Source organism: Cellulomonas aerilata, assembly GCF_007991755.1.
Lineage (GTDB): Bacteria > Actinomycetota > Actinomycetes > Actinomycetales > Cellulomonadaceae > Pengzhenrongella > Pengzhenrongella aerilata.
Genome location: NZ_BJYY01000012.1, coordinates 249,187 through 269,937 on the forward strand (window position 1 = coordinate 249,187; position 20,751 = coordinate 269,937).

Sequence of the window (20,751 nt, forward strand, 5' to 3'; positions counted from 1 at the left end):
GATCAGTCGGTGAGGGTTCGCACCACCGCGTCGGCGAGCAGCCGCCCGCGGCGCGTGAGCAGCACGCGGGGTCCCTGCCGGTCGGCGCCCAGGGCGGCGCGGCCGTCCACCAGCCCGTCGGCGACGAGCCCGGCGACGTCCCGACGGGCCCGCGTGGACAGCGTGTCCAGCGGCAGCCCCTCGGCGAGGCGCACGCCGAGCATGACGCGCTCGAGCTGGGCGGACCCGGGCTCGAGCACCTCCCGTCCGGCGGCCGGGCTCAGCCCCGCCTCGAGCCGGGCGGCGTAGGCGCGCGGGTGCTTGACGTTCCACCAGCGCACCCCGCCGACGTGCGAGTGGGCGCCGGGGCCCACGCCCCACCAGTCGTCCCCGCGCCAGTAGGCCAGGTTGTGGCGGCACGCGTGCCCGGGTGACCTGGCCCAGTTGCTGACCTCGTACCAGTGCAGGCCCGCCGCGGTGAGCATGGCGTCGGCCACCTCGTACTTGCGCGCCTGGTCGTCCTCCGTGGGCAGGGCGACCTGGCCGCGGCGCACCTGGGCCGCCATCCTGGTGCCGGCCTCCACGACGAGCGCGTACGCGGAGACGTGGTCGACGCCGGTGGCCAGCGCGGTCTCCAGGCTCAGGCGCCAGTCGTCCAGCGACTCCCCCGGCGTCCCGTAGATCAGGTCCAGCGAGACGTCCAGGCCGGCGTCACGGGCCCACCGGACGACGTCCGGGATCCGCCGGGGGTCGTGGGTGCGCTCCAGGGTGGCCAGGACGTGCGGGACGGCGGACTGCATCCCGAACGACACCCGGGTGAACCCGGCGTCGGCGAGGCGGGCCAGCGACGCGGGGCTCACCGAGTCGGGGTTCGCCTCCGTGGTGACCTCGGCGTCCGCGGCGAGGCCCCACGTGGCGCGGACGCCGTCCAGCAGGCGTGCGAGGTCGTCGGCGGGCAGGACCGTCGGCGTGCCGCCGCCGACGAAGACGGTCGACGCCGGCCGGGGCGGCAGCCCGGCGTCGGCCAGGACCCGGCCGCCGAGCGCGATCTCCCGCAGCGCGGTGTCGGCGTAGGACGCCTGGCTGGCGCCCCCGCCGAGCTCGCTCGCCGTGTAGGTGTTGAAGTCGCAGTAGCCGCAGCGCACCGTGCAGAAGGGCACGTGCAGGTAGACCCCGAAGCGTCGGCCGGGGGCGCCGTCCGCGACCGACGCCGGCAGGGCGCCGTCGGCGGGCGCGTCGTCGCCGTCGGGAAGTGCAGGGGCCATGTCTCCATGGTCCCTCACGCCCGGCGCCGCACCACACCGTCCCGCGGGCACACCGGCGTGAGACCGGTTACTTCCGCTTCGCGTCCTTGGGTGCGGCGCTGTCGGAGGAGAGGGCGGCGATGAAGGCCTCCTGCGGGACGTCGACCCGCCCGATGGTCTTCATCCGCTTCTTGCCCTCCTTCTGCTTCTCCAGCAGCTTGCGCTTGCGGGTGATGTCACCGCCGTAGCACTTGGCCAGCACGTCCTTGCGGATGGCGCGGATCGTCTCGCGGGCGATGACGCGGGCGCCGACGGCGGCCTGGATCGGCACCTCGAACTGCTGGCGCGGGATGAGGTCCTTCAGCTTGCCCGCCATCATCACGCCGTAGGCGTAGGCCTTCTCCTTGTGCACGATCGAGGAGAACGCGTCGACCTGCTCGCCCTGCAGCAGGATGTCGACCTTGACCAGGTCGGCCGCCTGCTCGCCGACGGGCTCGTAGTCCAGGGACGCGTACCCGCGGGTCTTGGACTTGAGCTGGTCGAAGAAGTCGAACACGATCTCGGCGAGCGGGAGCGTGTAGCGCATCTCCACGCGGTCCTCGGACAGGTAGTCCATCCCCAGCAGGTCGCCGCGACGGGCCTGGCACAGCTCCATGACGGAGCCGATGAACTCCGACGGGCACAGGATCGTGGCCCGCACGACCGGCTCGCGGACCTCCATGATCTTGCCGCCGGGGAACTCGCTGGGGTTGGTGACCGTCACGACGCTCCGGTCCTCGAGGGTGACCTCGTAGACGACGTTCGGGGCGGTCGAGATCAGGTCGAGGTCGAACTCGCGCTCGAGCCGCTCGCGCACGATCTCCAGGTGCAGCAGCCCGAGGAAGCCGACGCGGAAGCCGAAGCCCAGGGCGACCGACGTCTCCGGCTCGTAGTTGAGCGCGGCGTCGTTGAGCTTGAGCCGGTCCAGGGCGTCCCGCAGCACCGGGTAGTCCGAGCCGTCGATCGGGTACAGCCCGGAGAACACCATCGGGCGCGGGTCCTGGTACGCGCCGAGCGACTCGCTCGCCGGCTTCGCCGCGTTCGTGACGGTGTCGCCGACGCGGGACTGGCGCACGTCCTTCACGCCGGTGATGAGGTAGCCGACCTCACCGACACCCAGGCCCTGGGTCGGGACCGGCTCCGGGGAGATGACGCCGATCTCGAGCAGCTCGTGCGTCGCGCGGGTCGACATCATGACGATCTTCTCGCGCGGGGAGAGGCTGCCGTCCTTGACCCGGACGTAGGTCACCACGCCGCGGTAGGTGTCGTAGACCGAGTCGAAGATCATCGCCCGGGCCGGCGCGCCCGGGTCGCCGCCCGGCGCCGGGATGGTCGCGACGATCCGGTCGAGCAGCTCGGTGACGCCGGCGCCGGTCTTGCCGGAGACCCGCAGGACCTCCTCGGGCTCGCACCCGACCAGCTTGGCGAGCTCCTCGGCGTACTTCTCCGGCTGCGCGGCCGGCAGGTCGATCTTGTTGAGCACCGGGACGATCGTGAGGTCGTTCTCCATCGCCAGGTACAGGTTGGCCAGCGTCTGCGCCTCGATGCCCTGGGCGGCGTCGACGAGCAGCACGGCTCCCTCGCAAGCGGCCAGCGACCGGGACACCTCGTAGGTGAAGTCCACGTGCCCGGGCGTGTCGATCATGTTCAGCGCGAACGGCGTGCCGTCCAGCTCCCACGGCATGCGCACCGCCTGGGACTTGATCGTGATCCCGCGCTCGCGCTCGATGTCCATCCGGTCGAGGTACTGCGCGCGCATCTGCCGGGCGTCGACGACGCCGGTCAGCTGCAGCATGCGGTCCGCGAGCGTGGACTTGCCGTGGTCGATGTGCGCGATGATGCAGAAGTTGCGCAGCAGCTCCGGCGGGGTCGCCGCGGGCAGGATGCGCTGGTTCAGCGCTGCGCTGGGGATCGGTGACACGCTGGCGTCGGCTCCAGGTCGGTCGGGCTGGGGGTCGTGCTCGGGGTCGTGCTCGTGCTCGTGCGGGGCGGCAGGGTCGCCCCGGCGTCCATGGTCCCACGTCGCCCGACGGCGGCTCGACGGGGGGTCGGCGTGGTGGCGGCCCCTCAACACCGGGGGCCCGCGGCCGATGGTGCGGACGAGGCCCGACCGGGTCGCCGTACGCCACCGCCCCACCCCGAAGGAGCCGCCGCCGATGCCGCTCGGTCTGCGAACGGCCGCCCTGACCGACCAGGTGCTCGACACCCTGCAGGAGGGCGTCGTGCTGTCCGACGCCGCCGGGCTGGTCGCCGACGCCAACGCGGCCGCCTGCCGGATCCTGCGCCGCACCCGGGAGGACCTGCTCGGCGTGCCGGTCACCGAGGCCACCGCCTCCCCGGTCGACGTCAGCGGCAGGCCGGTGTCCGCGCGCGAGCACCCGGCTGCCCGGGCGTCCGTCACCGGGCGCACGACCGCGGCCGTGCTCGGCGTGGCCCGCACCAACAAGCGCATCTGGCTGCACGTGAGCTCCTCCCCGCTCCCCGGGGTGGACGGCATCCCGCTCCCCCGCGGGTCGCGCCACCCGGTGATGACGACGTTCGTCGACATCACCGCGCAGATGCTGCAGCGCCAGTCGCTGCAGAGCAGCGAGGAGCGGTTCCGCCGCACCTTCCAGGACGCCCCCATCGGCATGTGCCTCCTCGGTCTGGACGGACGGTTCCAGCAGGTCAACCGCGCCCTGACCACCATGGTCGGCTGGTCCTCCGACGAGCTGGTCGCGACGACGGCGGACGCCCTGACGCACCCGGACGACCTGGACGACGCGCGCGAGAGCCGCCGCGCGCTGCGCGCCGGCGAGGTGGCGTCGGTCCAGGTCGACCAGCGGTTCCGCACCGCCGGCGGCGAGCCGGTGTGGACCCGGCTGACGATGTCCCTCGTGCACGCCCGCGACGGCGAGCCGCTGCACTACGTCGGGCAGGTCGAGGACGTCTCGGAGGTCCGGCGCGCGCACGCGATGCTCGAGCAGCGGGCCCTCTACGACCACCTGACCGGGCTCGCCAACCGGTCCCTGCTGCTGGACCGCCTGACCCGTGCCCTGGCCGACCGTGCGATGGACCCTGCGACCGACCGAGGACTGGTCGCGGTCGTGTACATGGACCTCGACCACTTCAAGCGGATCAACGACTCGCTCGGCCACGACGCCGGCGACCGGCTCCTGCAGGAGGTCGCCGCCCGCATGACGACCTCGGTCCGGCCGTGCGACACGGTCGCCCGGCTCGGCGGGGACGAGTTCGTCCTGGTCCTGGAGCAGATCACCTCGGTCTCCGAGGCGGGACAGGTGCTGCAGCGGGTCATCGACGAGATTCAGCAGCCGGTCGTCGTCGGCGAGCACGACGTCGTGCCGAGCGTGAGCGCGGGCCTGACCGTCAGCGACGGGAGCCGCACGGCCGAGCAGGTCCTGGGGGACGCCGACACCGCGCTCTACGTGGCCAAGGACCACGGCCGCTCGCGCTGGGAGGTCTACGACGAGTCGTACCGCCAGCGGGCGCTGCACCGCCTGTCGGTGGAGTCCGAGCTGCGGGTCGCGGTCGCCCGCGAGGACTTCGAGCTGCACTACCAGCCGATCGTCGACCTGCGCAGCGGCGCCCTGGTCGCGTACGAGGCCCTGGTGCGGTGGCGGCACCCCGAGCGCGGTCTGCTGCTGCCCGCGGAGTTCATCGACATCTGCGAGGAGTCCCACCTGCTGCCCGTCCTGGGCCGGTGGGTCCTGCGCGAGGCGTGCGGGTTCGTCGCCCGCCACCCCGAGTTCACCGGGCAGGTGTTCGTCAACGTCTCCCCGCGGCAGATCGGGGCGGCAGACCTGTCCCGGGTCGTGGGCGACGTGCTGGAGCAGACCGGCGTCGGGGCGCACCGCCTGGGCCTGGAGATCACCGAGACCGGGGTGCTGCAGGCGGCCGGGTCCGCGCGTGCGGACCTCGAGCGGCTCGCGGACCTCGGGGTGACCCTGGTCCTGGACGACTTCGGCACGGGCTACTCGGCGCTGTCGTCGGTCCTGGCGGCGCCGGTGACCGGGCTGAAGCTGGACCGGTCCTTCACCGCCCGGCTGGGCGACGGCGGCGCCGGGGACCGGATCAGCGTCGCGATCGCGGCCCTGGTGGACTCCCTGGACAGCTACGGCGTCGTCGAGGGCATCGAGACCGAGGCCGCGCGCACGCACGCCGTCGCGCACGGGTGGACGCACGGGCAGGGCTGGCTCTTCGGCCGGCCCGCACCCGAGCAGCAGATCTACGGCACGCCCGCACCGGAGCAGCAGCCTCTCGGCCGGGCCCCACGCGGGCAGCAGCCCCTCGGCCGGGCTGCACCCGAGCAGCAGCTCCTCGGTGCGGTCGGCGCCGACGGCGCGCCGGGCGCGTGAGCAGCGCCACCTGGATCGCCGGGCGTCGCGGCTGGTAGCATCGCTCTTCGCGTGCCCGCCCTGCCCCGGTCGGTCGGCGGCACCCTTCCAGATCCTCTCCGCGGGTACCCCACGCCCCAGTCCCGGACCTGGTGAAAGCCTTCTACGACCTGTCAGATCGCTCCGGCGAACACACAAGAGAGTCCTCACGTGGCGAACATCAAGTCCCAGCTCAAGCGCATCGGCACCAACGAGAAGGCGCGCCTGCGCAACAAGGCGGTCAAGTCCGAGCTCCGCACGCACGTGCGTCGGGTCCGCGAGGCCGTCGCCGGCGGCGACAAGGAGGCCGCGGGCGTCGCGCTCGTCACCGCGTCCCGCAAGCTCGACAAGGCCGTCTCCAAGGGCGTCATCCACCAGAACCAGGCCGCCAACAAGAAGTCGGCGCTGGCGAAGTCGGTCAACGCGCTCTGAGCACCACCGGCCGGTGACCTGTACGGGTCCGCCGCCGGACTGTACGACCACGAGGGCCCACCCGATGCATCGGGTGGGCCCTCGTCGTCGTGCCAGGACCCGTGGGGTCGAGCCGGTGGCTGCGACGGGACGCGCCGCCCGAAGGTGGGCTGCACCGGGCCCCGTCTCGACGGCCGGTCGCACGAAGCGCCCCGACGCGCGAAGCGGCCGGACGCACGCAGGGCCCCACCCGTCCGGGTGGGGCCCTGCGTGGTGAGCGGGTGGTGTCAGCTCGCGCCGGTCCCGCCGAGGATCGCCAGGACGCCGGCCGGGACCGCGTGCCGGAAGCCGGCCTCGCTGAGCGCGCGGTCGAACGCAGCCGCGGCTCGCGCCGTGTCGCCGCGACCCAGGAACCGGTCCCCGAGCTCGCGCCACGCCGCTGCGGACTGCCGGCTGGCGGACATCATGCCCAGCATGTCCGCCGCCCAGCCGTACGCGGCGGCGGCCTCGGTCTCCTTGCCGGCCGCGTGCAGTGCGTCGCCCATGGCCAGGTGCGCGACCGCCGTCTCCAGGCGCGTGGTGCCCTCCAGGCGCTCGAGCGCGGCGCCTGCCCAGTGCTGGGAGGCGGCGACGTCCCCGAGCATGAGGTGCGCGCGGGACCGCTCGACCTCGATGCGGGCCATGTCGACCTCGAAGCCGACGCCGGCCAGCCGCTCGGCGGCCATGTCCAGCTGCTCGAGTGCGAGAGCCGGCTCCGCCGGGTCCGAGCGCAGCAGCAGCCAGGCGTAGTTGAGACGCAGGCGCGGGATGTCACGTCCGGTGGACGTCTCGCCCAGCAGGGCCAGGGCCCGCGACGTGAACGCGTGCGCCAGCGCGAAGTCCCGCCGCTCCTCGGCGACGATCGCGGCGTTCCAGTAGACCGACCCGCGCCCACGCGGGGTGCCGTGCGCCTCGGCCTGCGCGATGAGCTCCGCGACACGGTGCGTCGCGTAGAGCATGTCGCCACGCTCCACGTAGGCCCACAGGACCGTCGACGACAGACGCAGGTGCTCGTCCGTCCCGGTCAGACCCGCGGCCTCGAGCTCCTCGGCCACCCGCTCGCCCAGGTCGATGCTGCGGTGCAGGTCGCCGGCCTCGAGGTAGGAGGCGACCAGCTCGTTGGCCACCGCCGCCACCTCGAGGTGCTGGCCCCGCCGGCGCAGCCGCGCGAGCAGCGGCTCGAGCACCGCCACGGAGGCCTCGAGCTCGCCGAGCGCCTCGTGCGCACGGGCGAGCGTCAGCAGGATCTCGGTGTGGTGGGACGGCGCGATCGTGTCGAGGTCGAGCGCCTGCAGGCGGTCCCGCGCCTGGACGGCGTCGCCGTCCAGCAAGGCCAGCTTGGCGTAGTCGACGTCGAGTCGCGCACGGGCCTCGCTCGGGGCGGTGTCCCCGTGGCGCAGGTAGTCCACCGTCGTGTCCAGCCGCGTCGCGAGCACCTCGAGGGCGGCGTCCGTGGGGACGCGCCGCCCCGCCTCGATGAGCGAGATGTAGCTCGGCGAGAACGCGTCTCCCGCGAGCGCCGTCTGGGACAGGCCGGCGGCGAGACGCAGCTCGCGGACGCGGTCAGAGACTTCGGTCATGTGGGTCACCTTAACTGTGACGGTCTCGCCTCGTATGCTTTTCCACCTTGCCACCACCCACTGTCACCCGCGCGGGTCACGCGCCCCCTGTCGCGCGACCCGCGCCGGATGTCAGGCCGTCGCCCGGCAGCAGCCCGACGCACCACCGAAGACAGTCGCTCCGGAGCCGGTGCCCCCGAACCCGGTCCCGCTCAGAGCGAGGCCGGCCGTCAGGAGCAGGGCGACGGCGGTCTTGGCAGTGCGCTTCATGAAGGTCTCCCGTAAGTAATTGATGACTGTACGTCACAGTGATCGTGACGGCTAACCTCTCTGGTGAACCGCCGAATGTCAAGGCGTCACCGCAGGTCAGGGCCAGGATCGGCGAAGAATCACCCTCCCCGGTGAGGCTCACCCGCCGCATTGCTCCACCCGGGTGACGGGTCGGCGAGAATGGGTGTCGCCAGCGGCTGCGAGTCACGTAGGTAGTCATGTACCGTCATTCCCATCATGACTGCCGACCTGCTGGCCCTCGCCGCCGCCGTGGACGCCGCCGTCCCCACGGGCACCCGCGCCGCGTGGGAGCGGTCCGTCCGCCGACGACCCGCTCAGACGGTCCGCGGCCGCGTGTTCTGGTCGTGCGGACGGCCGTTCGCGCAGGTGGTCGGCGGCGCGTGGGCCCTGCCGACCCAGCCGGTCCGGCTGGGCGAGCCGGCGCAGAACCACGTCGACGCCCACGCCGTCGCGGCGGACCTGCGGTCCTCGTTCCGTGACCTGGTGTGCGACATCGAGCCGACGCAGCTGTTCGTCCGTGCCGGCGTGGAGTTCCTCGCCGGGGACCTGCCGGTCCCGCGCCACCCCGACCTGCTCGTCGTGGAGGTGGACGGCGACGCCGGGTGCGCCGGCACCATCCGTGACGGGCTCCTGCGGGTCAAGGCCCTGGGCTGCCGCGTCGCGCTGGCGGGCTTCACCGGCACGGCCGAGCAGCGGCGGTTGCTGCCGCTGGCCGACTTCGTCAAGGTGGACGCGCGCGACCTCGCACTGGAGGGCCGCCCGCTGCTCGACCTCGCGGCGTCCCGCGGCGCCCAGGTGGTGGCCGAGTTCGTGGACACCGAGGACACGCTCGCGGAGGCACGTGGTGCCGGCCTGCAGCTCGTGCAGGGCAGGGCGCTGGAGCGGCTCGCGCCGCCGGCCGTCCGTGCCCGTGCGGCCTCCCGCGCGGGACGCTGACCTCAGCCCGCAGCAGCGGACGCGACCCGCAGCACGGCCCGTTCGATCGCGAACACCGGGTCGCGACCGGCGCCCTTGACCTCCGCGTCGGCCTGGGCGACCGCGGTGATGGCCGCCGCGAGCGCCTCGGGCGTCCAGTGGGCGAGGTCCCTGCGCGCCCGGTCGAGCTGCCACGGAGCCAGGCCGAGGTCCCGGCTGGGGCCCGACCCCCGTCCCCGGCTGGCGGCGACCTTCGCGAGCACGCGCAGCTTCGCGGCGAGCGCTGCGACGAGCGGCACCGGGTCGGCCCCCGTGGCCAGGGCGTGGCGCAGCAGGGCGACCGCCTGACCCGTCTGCCCCGCGATCGCGGCGTCGGCGACGCGGAACCCTGTCGCCTCGATCCGGCCGCCGTAGTACCGGGAGACCGCGTCGGCACCGATGAGGCCGGACGTGTCCGCCACGAGCTGGGCGCATGCCGCAGCCAGCTCCCGCAGGTCCGCACCGACGGCCTCGACCAGCGCGCGGACGCCGGCGGCGTCCGCACGCCGGCCGGCCCTGCGCAGCTCGGCCGTGGCGAAGGCCACCTTGTCCGCGTCCTTCTTGATCGGCTCGCACAGCACCACGGGTGCACCGGACGCCTTCACCGCGTCCAGCAGCTTCTTCCCGCGCTGCCCGCCGCCGTGCTGGAGCACCAGGACGACGTCGTCCGCGGGCGCTCCCAGGTAGGTCAGCGCATCGGTCATCAGCTCGTCGGTGCCCTGCTCGACGCCCTCGACGACGACGACGCGCGCCTCGCCGAACAGGGACGGGCTGGTGACGACCCCCAGGCTGCCGCCGCTGTAGCCGGCGCCGTCGAGCCGGGTGACCTCGACGTCCGGGTCGCGCTCCTTGGCGCCGGCCACCACGGCCGCGACGGCGCGCTCGGCCAGGAGGCCCTCCGAGCCGGTCACCAGGACGACCGGGGCCGGCTCGGCCTCGTCCCACGCCAGCGGAGGTCGCGCGGCTGCCCGGCCGGACCCCGTGCGGGTGGGCCCCGACCGGTCGGCCGTCGCAGTCGAGGCGGAGGGTCGTCGAGCGGTGGGCGGCACGGGCCAAGCCTGCCACGGGTGACCCACGGGCCCGTCGGGCACGGCTCTCATGGTGGGACGGCGCCCCGGCCGAGCCGCACCACCGCCAGCACCACCCCGGCCGTGGAGACCGCCAGCAGGACCGGGCCCCACGGTGGACCCGGCCACGGCACCTGGGCCGCGGGCAGGCCGGCGAGGAGTCGTGCGACGGACGCGACCCACCACGTCGCCCAGCCGGCGCCGTGGGCCAGGAGCTCGCCGGCTGCGGGCCACCACGGCGCAGCGAGCGCCGCCAGCACGCCCAGGACCGTCGCCGGGGCGACCGCGGGCGCCACCAGGACGTTCGCGGGCACGGCGTACGTCGCGAGTGCGGGCGCGAGCACCACGACGACCGGCCCGCACGCGAGCTGCGCCGCGAGGGGGACGGCCACGACGCGGGCGCCCGGGCTCGCCGGGTCGGCCCGGACCAGAGCCGACAGCCCGGCGGCGAGCGGCCGGGTGAGCAGCACGATGCCGGCGGTGGCGACCACGGACAGCGTGAAGCCGATGCTGGTGGCCAGCCACGGGTCGAGGACGAGCAGGGTCAGCACCGTGGCGGCCAGCGCCGGGACCGCCCGCGCGGGACGGCCCAGGACCAGCGCGGACACCCCGACTGCCCCCATGGCGGCGGCGCGCAGCACGCTGGGCGTCGGGTGGACGAGCGCCACGAAGCCGGCCATCGCGACGGCCAGCGTGGCGGCCCGCGCCGCGCGGGGCAGACCCGCCATCGCCGCGAGCACCAGGACCCCGGCACCGACGATGGTGAAGTGGGCGCCGGACACCGCCGTGAGGTGCGTGAGCCCGACGGCCCGCATCGCCTCGTCGAGGTCGGCCGGGATCCTCGACGTGTCCCCGATCGCTGCTCCGGGCACGAGGCCGCGCTGGTCCGGTGGGAGCCCGTCCGACACGGCAAGGAGCCCCCGGCGGAACCGTTCCACCCCCCGGTGGAGCGCGGCGGGAGGCGACAGCGCCCGTGGGGGTCCGCGGACGACCAGGACGGCGACCACCCGGTCCCCGGCCCCGCTGCGCTCCAGGGTCCCGAGCGCCTCGACGCGCGCGCCGTACCGCACACCTGCCCACGCCGGACCGGCCAGCACCAGCACCGGTGCGGCGACCGGCTCCGCCCGGTCGCGGCGGACCACCTGGTCGACCCGGAGATCGACCCGGTACCGCTCCCGCGCGGACCACGGCACGGCCGAGCGCAGCCGAGCCGGCTCCGACGCGACCGTGCCGACCACGCGGACCGTGGCGCCCGCGGACGCCAGGTCGGCGATCGGCCCCGCGTCCCGCACGGTCCGCTGGCTCCCGGCCGACACGACCGCCGCCGCACACACCACGAGGATCAGCACGACGTGCCCGCGGGCGCGGGCGGGTGCGGCGGACCACCACCGCGGCACCGGGGCGGCGGGTCGTCTGTGCGGCCGTGCGACGACGACGACCGCCACGGCGGCGGCGGCGGCGAGCGTGGGGACCGCCGTCCCCGGCGGCAGGCGGACCCCCACGAGGCTCGCCGCCCAGCACGCGAGCGCGGCCGGGACCAGCCGGAGGTCGGTGACGGGTGGCCGCACGGTCAGACCCGGACCATGGTCCGCAGCCGGCCCAGCAGCGTGTCGCCGATCCCGGCCACCTCGCCGAGCTCCTCCACGTCCCGGAACGGTCCGTGCTCCGTCCGCCACTCGAGGATGCGCTGGGCGAGGACCGGTCCGATGCCGGGCAGCCCGTCCAGCTCGGCCGCTCCGGCGGTGTTGAGGTCCACCGGTCCGGTCGCCGCCGTCCCGCCGGAGGCGGCGCCCGGGCCCCCGCCGGCACCCTCGACCGCCGGCACGGGGGCGTCGCCCGGCGCCGGTACGACGACCTGCTCCCCGTCGACGAGCACCCGTGCCAGGTTGACGCCCGACAGGTCGGCCGTCGGGGTCGCTCCGCCGGCTGCCGCGAGAGCGTCACCGACCCGGGCGCCCACCGGCAGGTCGACCACCCCCGGGGTGCTCACCTGCCCCACCACGTGCACCACCACGCGCGCGGTCGGCGCCGGGGCGGGGACGGCGCCGGACCCTCCTGCCGGAGAGGGCGACGGGCCGCCGTCCGCGCTGCCGGGGGCCGGTGCCGGTGGGACCTCGGCGTCGGCCGCCACGACGTCGGGCGTGCCGTCGTCACCCGGCCGCGCGGCGCCCACGGCGCTCGCCGCGGCACTCGCCGGCGGCGGGACCGTGCGGGGCACCTCGGCCGTCGCCCGCAGGACGACGCCTGCGGTGAGCACGGCGACGGCGACACCCGCCACGACCGCATGGCGGACGCCGAGGAACCATCGACGCCGCGCCGGCCGGGCACCCTCGGCGGCGTGGTCCAGCGGGTGGCCGTGGCGCCGGCCGTACTCGTCGGCCACCTCCGCGAGCGCCTCCCGACGCATGCGTTCGACCACGTCACGGACGTCGCCCTCACGGTGGGGGCGATCGACCGTCGCGGCGGGCGGCGGCGAGGACCGGACCGGTCCACGGGTGGCCGTCGGGCCGCGGTCGGCGCGGGACGCGACGTCGTAGGCCGGTGGCTCCGCCGGCACGGCGACCGGGAGCCACGCCGCACCGGCGTCGTCGGACGGCGGTGGCTCCACCCGCACGGTGCCCGTACCCGCGTCCGTGGCGGGCGCCTGGTGCCGGCCTCGGCGCCGCGCGCGAGGCGTGGCCGGCTCGGGCCGGGCCGCGTCGCCCCGACCGTCCCGGACCTGCTCGACGGGGTGTCGGACCGGTTTCCCGTACTCCGCCTCAGCCTCGGCGTCCTCGGAGGTCGGCACCCGCCCGGCGAAGCCTGGCGCGGTCGTGACGGCAGCAGGACCGGGCGGCTCGGGCGGCTCGGGGAGCCACCAGGGAGCAGGGCCCGGCCGCTGGACCTGCGCGCGGGGGCCTCCCCGGTGCTCCTCGCCGTCCACCCGCGCGTCCGCGAGGCCCTCGGACGCCGCCCCTCCCGGCGCAGCGGATCCGGGCCGGGCCACCGCGTGCAGGCGGTCGCGCGAGAGGCTGCGCAGCGCGTCGTCGGACCGGGGCATGCCTGCGGACGCTACGAGCGCACGACGGCCCGCTCCCCTCCCGCCCTCGCCGGTGGGGGACGGCGGCCCGCGCCGGCGGCCTGGGGACGGGACGGCACGGGCGCGAACGGGTCCGGCCGGGTCAGTCGCCGGCGACCACCACGCCGAGCAGCCCGGGACCGGCGTGGGCGCCGACGACCGCGCTCACCTCGGACACCATGACCGCACCGGGCCTGAGCCCGCATCGTGCGAGCACCTCGGCCGCCAGGGAGTCGGCGACCTCGGGCTGCCCCAGGTGATGGACCGCGACCCGCGCCGACGCCCGACCGGCGACCTGCTCCACCGCGAGCGCGACCAGGCGCTCGCGAGCCGCGCGGCGGGTGCGCACCTTCCCGGCCACGTCGACGCGCCCGTCGCGCACCGCCAGGAGGGGCCGCATGCCGAGCAGCGTGCCGACCGCGGCAGCAGCCGCACCGATCCGGCCACCTCGGCGCAGGTGCTCCAGGGAGTCGACGAGGAAGAGCGCGGACGTCGCAGCGGCGACCCCGCGGGCCCGGCCCGCCACCGCCGCGCCGTCCACGCCGGCCCGGCCCGCCACCGCCGCGCCGTCCACGCCGGCCCGGCCCGGCACGGGCGCGCCGTCCACGCCGACCGGGACCGCGGCCCCGTCGCCGTCGACCGCCGCCTCCGCCGCCTCGGCCACCTGGGCCGCCTCCGCCGCCGCCAGGGCCGCGAACCCGAGCCCCATGGCGACGGACCGCGAGTCGACGACGTGCACGGGCACCGGCGCCGCGGCGGCGGCGAGCTCGGCCGCGCGCACCGTCCCGGACAGCTCGCCGGACAGGTGCACGGACACCACCTCGCGGGCGCCGCGGTCGGCCGCGCGCGCGTACGCCTCGGCGAAGGCGGCCGGCGGCGGCTGCGACGTGGTCACCCGGGTGCCGGACGTCAGCGCCTCCAGCAGGTCGCCGGCCGGGAGGTCGACACCCTCCCGGTAGCGCGCGTCGCCGATCGCGACCTCGAGGGCGACGACCTCGATCCCCCACCGCTCGGCGAGCCCGGGCGGCAGGGACGCCGTCGAGTCGGTCACGACCACGACGCGCGGGGACACCGGCTCCGGACCCGGCCCGCCGACCTCCGGCCCGCCGGACGCGTCCCGCCGCGGCACCACCGGTCAGGCCGGGACGACGTTGACGAGCCTGGGCGCGCGCACGATGACCGTCCGCACCCCCCGCCCGTCCAGCGCCCGCTGCACCCCGGCGTCGGCCAGGGCGAGCTCGCGCAGGTCGTCGTCGGACACCGACGGCGACACCTCCACGCGACCGCGCACCTTGCCCTGCACCTGCAGCACGCAGGTGACCGTGTCCTCGACGAGGTGCTGCGGGTCGGCCACCGGGAACGGCTCGTGCGCGAGCGACCCCTCGTGACCCAGCCGGGACCACAGCTCCTCGGCGATGTGCGGGGCGACCGGCGCCACCATGAGCACCAGCGGCTCGACGACGGCCCGCGGCGCGGCGGGCAGCGACGTCAGGTGGTTGTTCAGCACGATGAGCTTGGCGATGGCGGTGTTGATCCGCATCGCCTCCATCTCCACCCGGACGTCGGCGATCGTGCGGTGCAGCAGGCGCAGCGTCGCGGGGGACGGGGCGTCGTCGGACACCACGAGGGCGCCGGTGGCCTCGTCGACCGCGTTGCGCCACAGCCGCTGCAGGAAGCGCTGAGACCCCACGACCGCGCGCGTCTCCCACGGGCGGGAGAGGTCCAGCGGGCCCATCGACATCTCGTAGACCCGGAAGGTGTCGGCGCCGTACGCCTCGTACATGTCGTCGGGCGTGACGACGTTCTTCAGCGACTTGCCCATCTTCCCGTACTCGCGGAACACCTCCTGGCCGTCCCACGCGTACGTCACCGTCCCGTCGGCCGCCGTCGACTCGACCACCTCGGCGGCCGGGACGTGCTGGCCGCGCGCGTCCGCGTACGCGTAGGCCTGGATGTACCCCTGGTTGAACAGCCGGCGGAACGGCTCGACGCTCGAGACGTGGCCCAGGTCGTGCAGGACCTTGTGCCAGAAGCGGGCGTACAGCAGGTGCAGGACGGCGTGCTCGACCCCGCCCACGTACAGGTCGACCCCGCCGGACGCGCCCGCGGCCGCGTTGTGACCCGGACCCATCCAGTAGGCCTCGAGGGCCGGGTCCACGACGACGTCGCGCGACGTCGGGTCCAGGTAGTTGAGGTAGTACCAGCACGACCCGGCCCAGTTGGGCATCGTGTTGGTGTCGCGCCGGTAGGTGCGCGGCCCGTCCCCCAGGTCGAGGATGACGTCGACCCAGTCCTGGTTGCGGCCCAGCGGCGGCTCCGGGGACGACTGCGCGTCCTCCGGGTCGAAGGTGCGCGGGGAGTAGTCGGGCACCTCGGGCAGCTCGACCGGCAGCATGTCCTCGGGCAGCGCGAGCGGCATGTCGTCCTCGTCGTAGACCACGGGGAACGGCTCCCCCCAGTACCGCTGGCGGCTGAACAGCCAGTCCCGCAGGCGGTACGTGACCGTGCCGGTGCCGATCCCGCGGCCCTCCAGCCACCCGACGACCGCCCGCTTGGCCTCGGCGACGCCCAGCCCGTCCAGGCTGATCTCGTCGTTGGCGGAGTTGACGATCCGGCCGTCACCGGTCCACGCGCCGCCCGTCCAGCCCTCGGGCGGCTCGACGGTGTGGACGACCGGCAGCTCGAACGCCTGGGCGAACGCGAAGTCGCGCTCGTCCCCGCCGGGCACGGCCATGATCGCGCCGGTGCCGTAGCCCATCAGCACGTAGTCGGCGGTGAAGACCGGCAGCGGCACGCCGGTCACCGGGTTGACGGCGAGGTGCCCGGTGAAGACGCCGGTCTTGCGGCCGGCGTCGGCCTGGCGCTCGACGGCGGTCTTGCCGGCGGCCTCCGCACGGTAGGCAGCGACGGCGGCCGACGGCGTCCGGTGGCCGCCGGTCCAGGTCGCGTGCGTGCCGTCCGGCCATCCGGCCGGGACCTCGTCCAGCAGCGGGTGCTCCGGGGAGACGACCATGAACGTGGCGCCGAACAGCGTGTCGGGACGGGTGGTGAAGACCTCGATCTCCTCCCCGCCCAGCACCGCGAAGCGGACCTGCGCCCCCTCGGAGCGTCCGATCCAGTTCCGCTGCATCGCACGGACCTTCTCCGGCCAGTCGATCAGGTCCAGGTCGTCGATCAGGCGGTCCGCATAGGCGGTGATCCGCATGTTCCACTGCCGCAGGTTGCGCTTGAAGACCGGGAAGTTGCCGCGCTCGGAGCGGCCGTCGACCGTGACCTCCTCGTTCGCCAGCACGGTCCCCAGGCCCGGGCACCAGTTGACCGGCGTCTCCGAGACGTACGCCAGCCGCTGCGCGTCCACCACGCGCCGGCGCTCGACGGCGTCCAGGTCGGCCCAGGGGCGCCCGTCGGGGGTGGGACGCGCGCCGGACTCGTACAGCGCCTCGAGCTCGGCGACGGGGCGCGCCTGGCCCAGACCACCGTCGGGGCGGACCGCCTCGGCGTCGTACCAGGAGCCGAACACCCGCAGGAAGATCCACTGCGTCCAGCGCACGTACTGGGCGTCGGTGGTGGCGAAGGTCCGGCGGGGGTCGTGCCCCAGGCCCAGCCGCCGCAGCTGGCGGCGCATGTTGGCGATGTTGGCCTCGGTCGTGACCCGCGGGTGCTGCCCGGTCTGGACGGCGTACTGCTCGGCGGGCAGTCCGAAGGCGTCGTACCCGAGGGCGTGCAGCACGTTGTCGCCGCACATGCGCCGGTAGCGCCCCACGACGTCGGTCGCGATGTACCCCAGCGGGTGGCCGACGTGCAGGCCCGCGCCGGAGGGGTAGGGGAACATGTCCATGACGAAGAACGTCGAGGCGTCGGGGTCGGCGTGCCGGCCCGCCCCGTCGGTCAGCGGGCCCGTCGGGTTCGGCGCGGCGAACGTCCCCAGCGCGTCCCAGCGGTCCTGCCAGCGCTGCTCGAGCTCGCTCGCGAGGGCGGCGGTGTACCGGAAGCGGACGTCGCCCTGCGGCGCGTCGTCGATCGAGGTGGCGGGGGCGTCCGGCGAAGTCACCCGCCCAGGTTACCGGCGGGGACCGGCCCGCTCGCCCGCCGCTGCGTCGTCGTCACCCACCGCCGGACCGGCACGCGGACGGGCCGCGACGACGGACGGCGGAGCCCGGACCGGTGGCGGTCCGTGCCCCGCCGTCGGCGGTCGTGCGGGTGGGCCTCAGCGGGCGGAGCGCAGCTCCATGGCCAGCGGGCACTGGAACGGGTCGCGGGCGGCCAGCCCCACCTTGTTCAGGTAGCGGATGACGATGCCGTAGGACTCCATGAGCGACGTCTCGGTGTACGGGATGTCGTGGGTGGCGCAGAACTCGCGCACGATCGGCTGCACCTTGCGCAGGTTCGGCCGCGGCATGCTCGGGAACAGGTGGTGCTCGACCTGGTAGTTCAGGCCGCCCATGAACCAGTCCATGAAGCGGCCGCCCCGGACGTTGCGGCTCATGAGCACCTGGCGGCGCAGGAAGTCGACCTTCGCGCTCTTGGGGACGATCGGCATGCCCTTGTGGTTGGGGGCGAACACCGCACCCATGTAGAGGCCGAACAGCGCGAGCTGGACGCCGAGGAAGGCGAACGCCATGCCGACCGGGAGCACCCAGAACACCAGGGCCAGGTAGCCGCCGAGGCGCAGGGTGACGAAGGCCATCTCGACCGGGCGGCGCTTGACCTCGCCCTTGCCGAAGATCGTGCGCACGCCGGAGACGTGCAGGTTCAGTCCCTCGAGCAGGAGCAGGGGGAAGAACAGGTAGCCCTGGCGCGCCCGCATCCACGCGGTCGCCCCCTTCACCGGCGCGGTGAGCTCCTCGGTGTGGAAGTAGAACGCCCCGGTCTTGATGTCCGGGTCCAGCCCCACCTGGTTGGGCTTGGCGTGGTGGCGGCTGTGCTTGTGCGTCCACCAGCCGTAGCTCATGCCGGCGTAGAGGTTGGCGATGATCAGGCTCGCCCACTCGTTCATGCGGCCCGACGCGAAGATCTGCCGGTGCGCGGCGTCGTGCCCGAGGAACATGACCTGACCGAGGACCACGGCGAGCGCGGCCGCGATGGCGAGCTGCCACCACGAGGCGCCGATGAGGACGTGGGCCGTGACGAGTCCCGCCAGTGCAACGGTCAGGACCACGAAGCGGGTCCAGTAGTAGCCCGTGCGGCGGGTCATGAGACCCGCTTCCTGGACGGTGCGGGTGAGCGCGGTGAACTCGCTCACCTGGCGCTCACGGGCACGCACGGGGCGCGCGCCCTCAGTCACGGTCTCTGCGGTCATGCGGAAGTCCTCATTCTGTCGGGGGGACCCACACGGCCCGTGAGGGCGGCGGTGATCGTTGCCACAGTAACCGGCAAGCCCGGCCGTCGCCGTGTGAGACGCCTCTCGGGCGGCAGGACCGGCCGAGGTCTGCTATCCCGGGGCGTCAGCCGGCGACGGCCGCTGCCGCCGGCGCGGGGACCGGCGGCCCCGGGCGCCGACCGGTCGCCAGGATGATCCCGAAGCCGACGAGGGTCAGCACGACGCCGACCCACGCCGGCGCGAGAAGGCCGTGACCTGCGGCGATGACCGCGCCGCCGACGAACGCGCCTGAGGCGTTGCCGACGTTGAGCGCGGAGTGGCACAGGGCCGCGCCGAGCGACGGCGCCGCGGGCGACACGTCCATGAGACGGGTCTGCAGCGCCAGCCCGAGGATCTGTGACGTGATCCCGAGGCCGACCAGTGAGACGATCGCGGGCACCGGGTGCGGGCCGGTGACGGCGACCAGGACGAGGGACAGCGCCGTGCCGACGAACCCCACGTGGACGCTGCGCATCACCGAACGGTCCGCCATGTGCCCGCCGACGACGGTGCCCACCGTCATGCCGAGTCCGAACAGGGCCAGCACGATCGGCACGGTGGCCTCGGGCATGCCGGTCACGTCGGTGACGAGCGGGGCGATGTAGGAGTAGACGGCGAACATCCCGCCGAAGCCGATCGACACGGCGGCGAACGCGATCCACAGCGGGCGGTTGCGCAGCGCGGCGAGCTCGGTGCGCACGTTGGCCCGGGGGTCGGTGGGGACCGCGGGCAGCCAGCCGCGCAGCGCCACCAGCGTGACCACCCCGAGCCCCGCGACCACCAGGAACGCGGCGCGCCAGCCCAGCTGCTGCCCGACGAACGTGGACACCGGGACGCCGACGACGTTGGCGACGGTCAGCCCGGTCATCATCATGGCCACCGCCTGGCCGCGCCGGGCCTGCCCGACCACGGCCGTCCCGGTCGCGGCGCCTACGCCGAAGAACGCCCCGTGCGGCAGCCCCGCCAGGAAGCGGGCGACCACGAGCCACTCGATGCTGCCGGCGAGGCTCGAGAGGGCGTTGCCCACGGTGTAGGCGGTCATGAGGGCCACGAGCAGCACCCGGCGGTCGACGCGTGCGGCGACCACCGTCAGCAGCGGTGCACCCACGACGACGCCGAGCGCGTAGGCGGTGATGACGTGCCCCGCCGCCGGGATCGACACGGCGAGGTCGCGGGAGATCTGCGGCAGCAGCCCCATGGTGGCGAACTCGGTCGTGCCGATCGTGAACCCGCCCACGGCGAGCGCGAGCAGGGCCGGCCGGACGCGGACGCCCGGCATGCCCTCGGCAGCGGCGCCCGGGGCGGGGGCGCCCGCGGCGTCGGTGACAGGGACGGGGGCGCCCGCGGCGTCGGTGACAGGGACGGGGGCGCCCGCGGCGTCGGTGACCGGGGCCGCGACGCTCGGGCCGGCGCCGGCGCCGTCGACGGCGCGGGCAGCGGCGGGGGCGTCGGTGACCGGGCCGGAGGCGCGGCCGGGCCGCGGCGGCACGACGGACGCGGGCTGGGAGGTGACGGGCACGGGGTCTCCGGGGTTCGAATCGATTCGACACGTGACCGGGCCGCGTCGTCGAGAGCTCCGGGGATCGCCCTCAGGCTACCGGGCGGAGGCTGGGACGTCCTGGGCGGACGGCGTTGCGGCGGTCACGCGGCGGTCGCGCGCCGGTCACCCCTGCTCGACGCCGTGGGTCGGCGTCCCGTCCCCCGCGGCGACCAGCCACACCGCCGCCGCGGCGGCTGCGCCCAGGTCCAGCCGGTGCCCGCCGAGGGACACCGCCACGCCGCCGTGGGGGGCGGCACCCAGGACCTGCACGACGACGTCGAGCCCCACACCGACGGACTCGAAGAACCGCAGCAGGTCGGGGTCGGCGTCGGAGATGCGCGCGACCGCCCAGGTGCCGGCGGGCAGGTCACGCAGCAGCCGGGCCGCCGGCTGCGGGACGGTGCCGTCCGGCGCGGGGATGGGGTCCCCGTGCGGGTCCCGGGACGGGTGGCCGAGCCGGGCGGCGATGCGGTCGACGAGCAGGTCCGACACCGCGTGCTCGAGCACCTCGGCCTCGTCGTGGACCTCGTCCCAGGAGTAGCCCAGCTCGCTGACCAGGAACGTCTCGATCAGCCGGTGCCGGCGGACCATCGCGACCGCGTGCGCGCGCCCCGTCGGGGTGAGCTCGACCGCGCCGTACCGGACGTGGCTCAGCAGGCCCTGGTCGCACAGCCGGCGGACCATCTCCGACACGGTGGGCGGCCCCACGCCCAGCCGCTCCGCGAGCATCTTGGTGGTGACCGGTGCGGTCGACCACTCCCCCGCCGACCACACCGCCTTGAGGTAGTCCTGGACGGCCGGCGTCAGCGGGACGGGGTCGGGACGCGCCATGGCGACG

General features: G+C 75.0%; 15 protein-coding genes. 3 read left to right on the forward strand and 12 right to left on the reverse strand.

The features are described 5' to 3' along the window. Window positions 1-2: 2 nt before the first annotated feature. Together hemW and lepA are read right to left on the reverse strand one after the other, a co-directional pair. Window positions 3-1,244, reverse strand: coding sequence for a radical SAM family heme chaperone HemW (gene hemW / locus CAE01nite_RS08150; RefSeq protein ID WP_146902559.1), 1,242 nt, complete (start codon window positions 1,242-1,244; stop codon window positions 3-5). A 67-nt stretch (window positions 1,245-1,311) separates the two neighbouring features. Next, window positions 1,312-3,183 (reverse strand): translation elongation factor 4, encoded by a 1,872-nt coding sequence (gene lepA / locus CAE01nite_RS08155; RefSeq protein WP_146902562.1) that lies wholly within the window; start codon window positions 3,181-3,183, stop codon window positions 1,312-1,314. Between the two features lie 235 nt (window positions 3,184-3,418). Here lepA and CAE01nite_RS08160 point away from each other — a divergent pair, with 235 nt between their 5' ends. After that, window positions 3,419-5,617 carry a putative bifunctional diguanylate cyclase/phosphodiesterase gene (locus tag CAE01nite_RS08160; RefSeq protein ID WP_186816468.1) on the forward strand — a complete coding sequence of 733 codons (2,199 nt, stop codon included), beginning with the start codon at window positions 3,419-3,421 and terminating at the stop codon, window positions 5,615-5,617. Between the two features lie 189 nt (window positions 5,618-5,806). Next, window positions 5,807-6,067, forward strand: coding sequence for a 30S ribosomal protein S20 (gene rpsT, locus CAE01nite_RS08165; protein WP_146902568.1), 261 nt, complete (start codon window positions 5,807-5,809; stop codon window positions 6,065-6,067). A 266-nt stretch (window positions 6,068-6,333) separates the two neighbouring features. Here rpsT and CAE01nite_RS08170 read toward each other — a convergent pair whose 3' ends face one another. Beyond that, window positions 6,334-7,665, reverse strand: a complete 1,332-nt coding sequence (locus CAE01nite_RS08170) for a helix-turn-helix domain-containing protein (protein ID WP_146902571.1) — start codon at window positions 7,663-7,665, stop codon at window positions 6,334-6,336. Between the two features lie 111 nt (window positions 7,666-7,776). Further along, the gene (locus CAE01nite_RS18090) at window positions 7,777-7,914 is read right to left on the reverse strand and encodes a hypothetical protein (RefSeq protein ID WP_186816469.1); all 138 of its coding nucleotides are present in this window, start codon (window positions 7,912-7,914) and stop codon (window positions 7,777-7,779) included. A gap of 237 nt (window positions 7,915-8,151) precedes the next feature. Between CAE01nite_RS18090 and CAE01nite_RS08175 the strand changes: the two genes are divergently transcribed. Further along, window positions 8,152-8,871: an EAL domain-containing protein gene (locus CAE01nite_RS08175; protein ID WP_146902574.1), complete on the forward strand. Its 720-nt coding sequence runs from the start codon at window positions 8,152-8,154 to the stop codon at window positions 8,869-8,871. A gap of 2 nt (window positions 8,872-8,873) precedes the next feature. Here CAE01nite_RS08175 and holA read toward each other — a convergent pair whose 3' ends face one another. The 8 genes from holA to CAE01nite_RS08215 all read right to left on the reverse strand — a co-directional run bounded on the left by holA (window position 8,874) and on the right by CAE01nite_RS08215 (window position 20,744). Continuing rightward, the gene (gene holA / locus CAE01nite_RS08180) at window positions 8,874-9,800 is read right to left on the reverse strand and encodes a DNA polymerase III subunit delta (RefSeq protein WP_246131076.1); all 927 of its coding nucleotides are present in this window, start codon (window positions 9,798-9,800) and stop codon (window positions 8,874-8,876) included. 185 nt (window positions 9,801-9,985) lie between these two features. Continuing rightward, the gene (locus CAE01nite_RS08185) at window positions 9,986-11,524 is read right to left on the reverse strand and encodes a ComEC/Rec2 family competence protein (protein WP_186816470.1); all 1,539 of its coding nucleotides are present in this window, start codon (window positions 11,522-11,524) and stop codon (window positions 9,986-9,988) included. Between the two features lie 2 nt (window positions 11,525-11,526). After that, on the reverse strand, window positions 11,527-12,996 hold the full coding sequence (locus tag CAE01nite_RS18515; protein WP_246131077.1) for a ComEA family DNA-binding protein: 1,470 nt from the start codon (window positions 12,994-12,996) through the stop codon (window positions 11,527-11,529). A 121-nt stretch (window positions 12,997-13,117) separates the two neighbouring features. Continuing rightward, window positions 13,118-14,065 carry a DegV family protein gene (locus CAE01nite_RS08195; protein ID WP_246131078.1) on the reverse strand — a complete coding sequence of 316 codons (948 nt, stop codon included), beginning with the start codon at window positions 14,063-14,065 and terminating at the stop codon, window positions 13,118-13,120. A gap of 84 nt (window positions 14,066-14,149) precedes the next feature. Then, complete coding sequence (leuS, locus tag CAE01nite_RS08200; RefSeq protein ID WP_146902585.1) at window positions 14,150-17,065, reverse strand: leucine--tRNA ligase; 2,916 nt, start codon at window positions 17,063-17,065, stop codon at window positions 14,150-14,152. A 156-nt stretch (window positions 17,066-17,221) separates the two neighbouring features. After that, the gene (locus CAE01nite_RS08205) at window positions 17,222-18,313 is read right to left on the reverse strand and encodes a fatty acid desaturase family protein (RefSeq protein ID WP_146902588.1); all 1,092 of its coding nucleotides are present in this window, start codon (window positions 18,311-18,313) and stop codon (window positions 17,222-17,224) included. A gap of 145 nt (window positions 18,314-18,458) precedes the next feature. Then, a complete protein-coding gene (locus CAE01nite_RS08210) occupies window positions 18,459-19,652 on the reverse strand; it encodes an MFS transporter (protein WP_146902708.1) in 1,194 nt (397 codons plus the stop codon). Window positions 19,653-20,036: 384 nt separating this feature from the next. Continuing rightward, on the reverse strand, window positions 20,037-20,744 hold the full coding sequence (locus CAE01nite_RS08215; RefSeq protein ID WP_146902590.1) for a metal-dependent transcriptional regulator: 708 nt from the start codon (window positions 20,742-20,744) through the stop codon (window positions 20,037-20,039). Between the last annotated feature and the right edge of the window lie 7 nt (window positions 20,745-20,751).

Excerpts from the sequence above, each read along its gene's own strand:
- hemW (WP_146902559.1), bottom strand. The coding sequence starts at position 1,244 with ATGGCCCCTGCACTTCCCGACGGCGACGACGCGCCCGCCGACGGCGCC.
- CAE01nite_RS08160 (WP_186816468.1), top strand. The coding sequence starts at position 3,419 with ATGCCGCTCGGTCTGCGAACGGCCGCCCTGACCGACCAGGTGCTCGAC.
- CAE01nite_RS08170 (WP_146902571.1), bottom strand. The coding sequence starts at position 7,665 with ATGACCGAAGTCTCTGACCGCGTCCGCGAGCTGCGTCTCGCCGCCGGC.
- CAE01nite_RS18090 (WP_186816469.1), bottom strand. The coding sequence starts at position 7,914 with ATGAAGCGCACTGCCAAGACCGCCGTCGCCCTGCTCCTGACGGCCGGC.
- CAE01nite_RS08175 (WP_146902574.1), top strand. The coding sequence starts at position 8,152 with ATGACTGCCGACCTGCTGGCCCTCGCCGCCGCCGTGGACGCCGCCGTC.
- CAE01nite_RS18515 (WP_246131077.1), bottom strand. The coding sequence starts at position 12,996 with ATGCCCCGGTCCGACGACGCGCTGCGCAGCCTCTCGCGCGACCGCCTG.
- CAE01nite_RS08205 (WP_146902588.1), bottom strand. The coding sequence starts at position 18,313 with ATGACCGCAGAGACCGTGACTGAGGGCGCGCGCCCCGTGCGTGCCCGT.
- CAE01nite_RS08210 (WP_146902708.1), bottom strand. The coding sequence starts at position 19,652 with ATGCCGGGCGTCCGCGTCCGGCCGGCCCTGCTCGCGCTCGCCGTGGGC.
- CAE01nite_RS08215 (WP_146902590.1), bottom strand. The coding sequence starts at position 20,744 with ATGGCGCGTCCCGACCCCGTCCCGCTGACGCCGGCCGTCCAGGACTAC.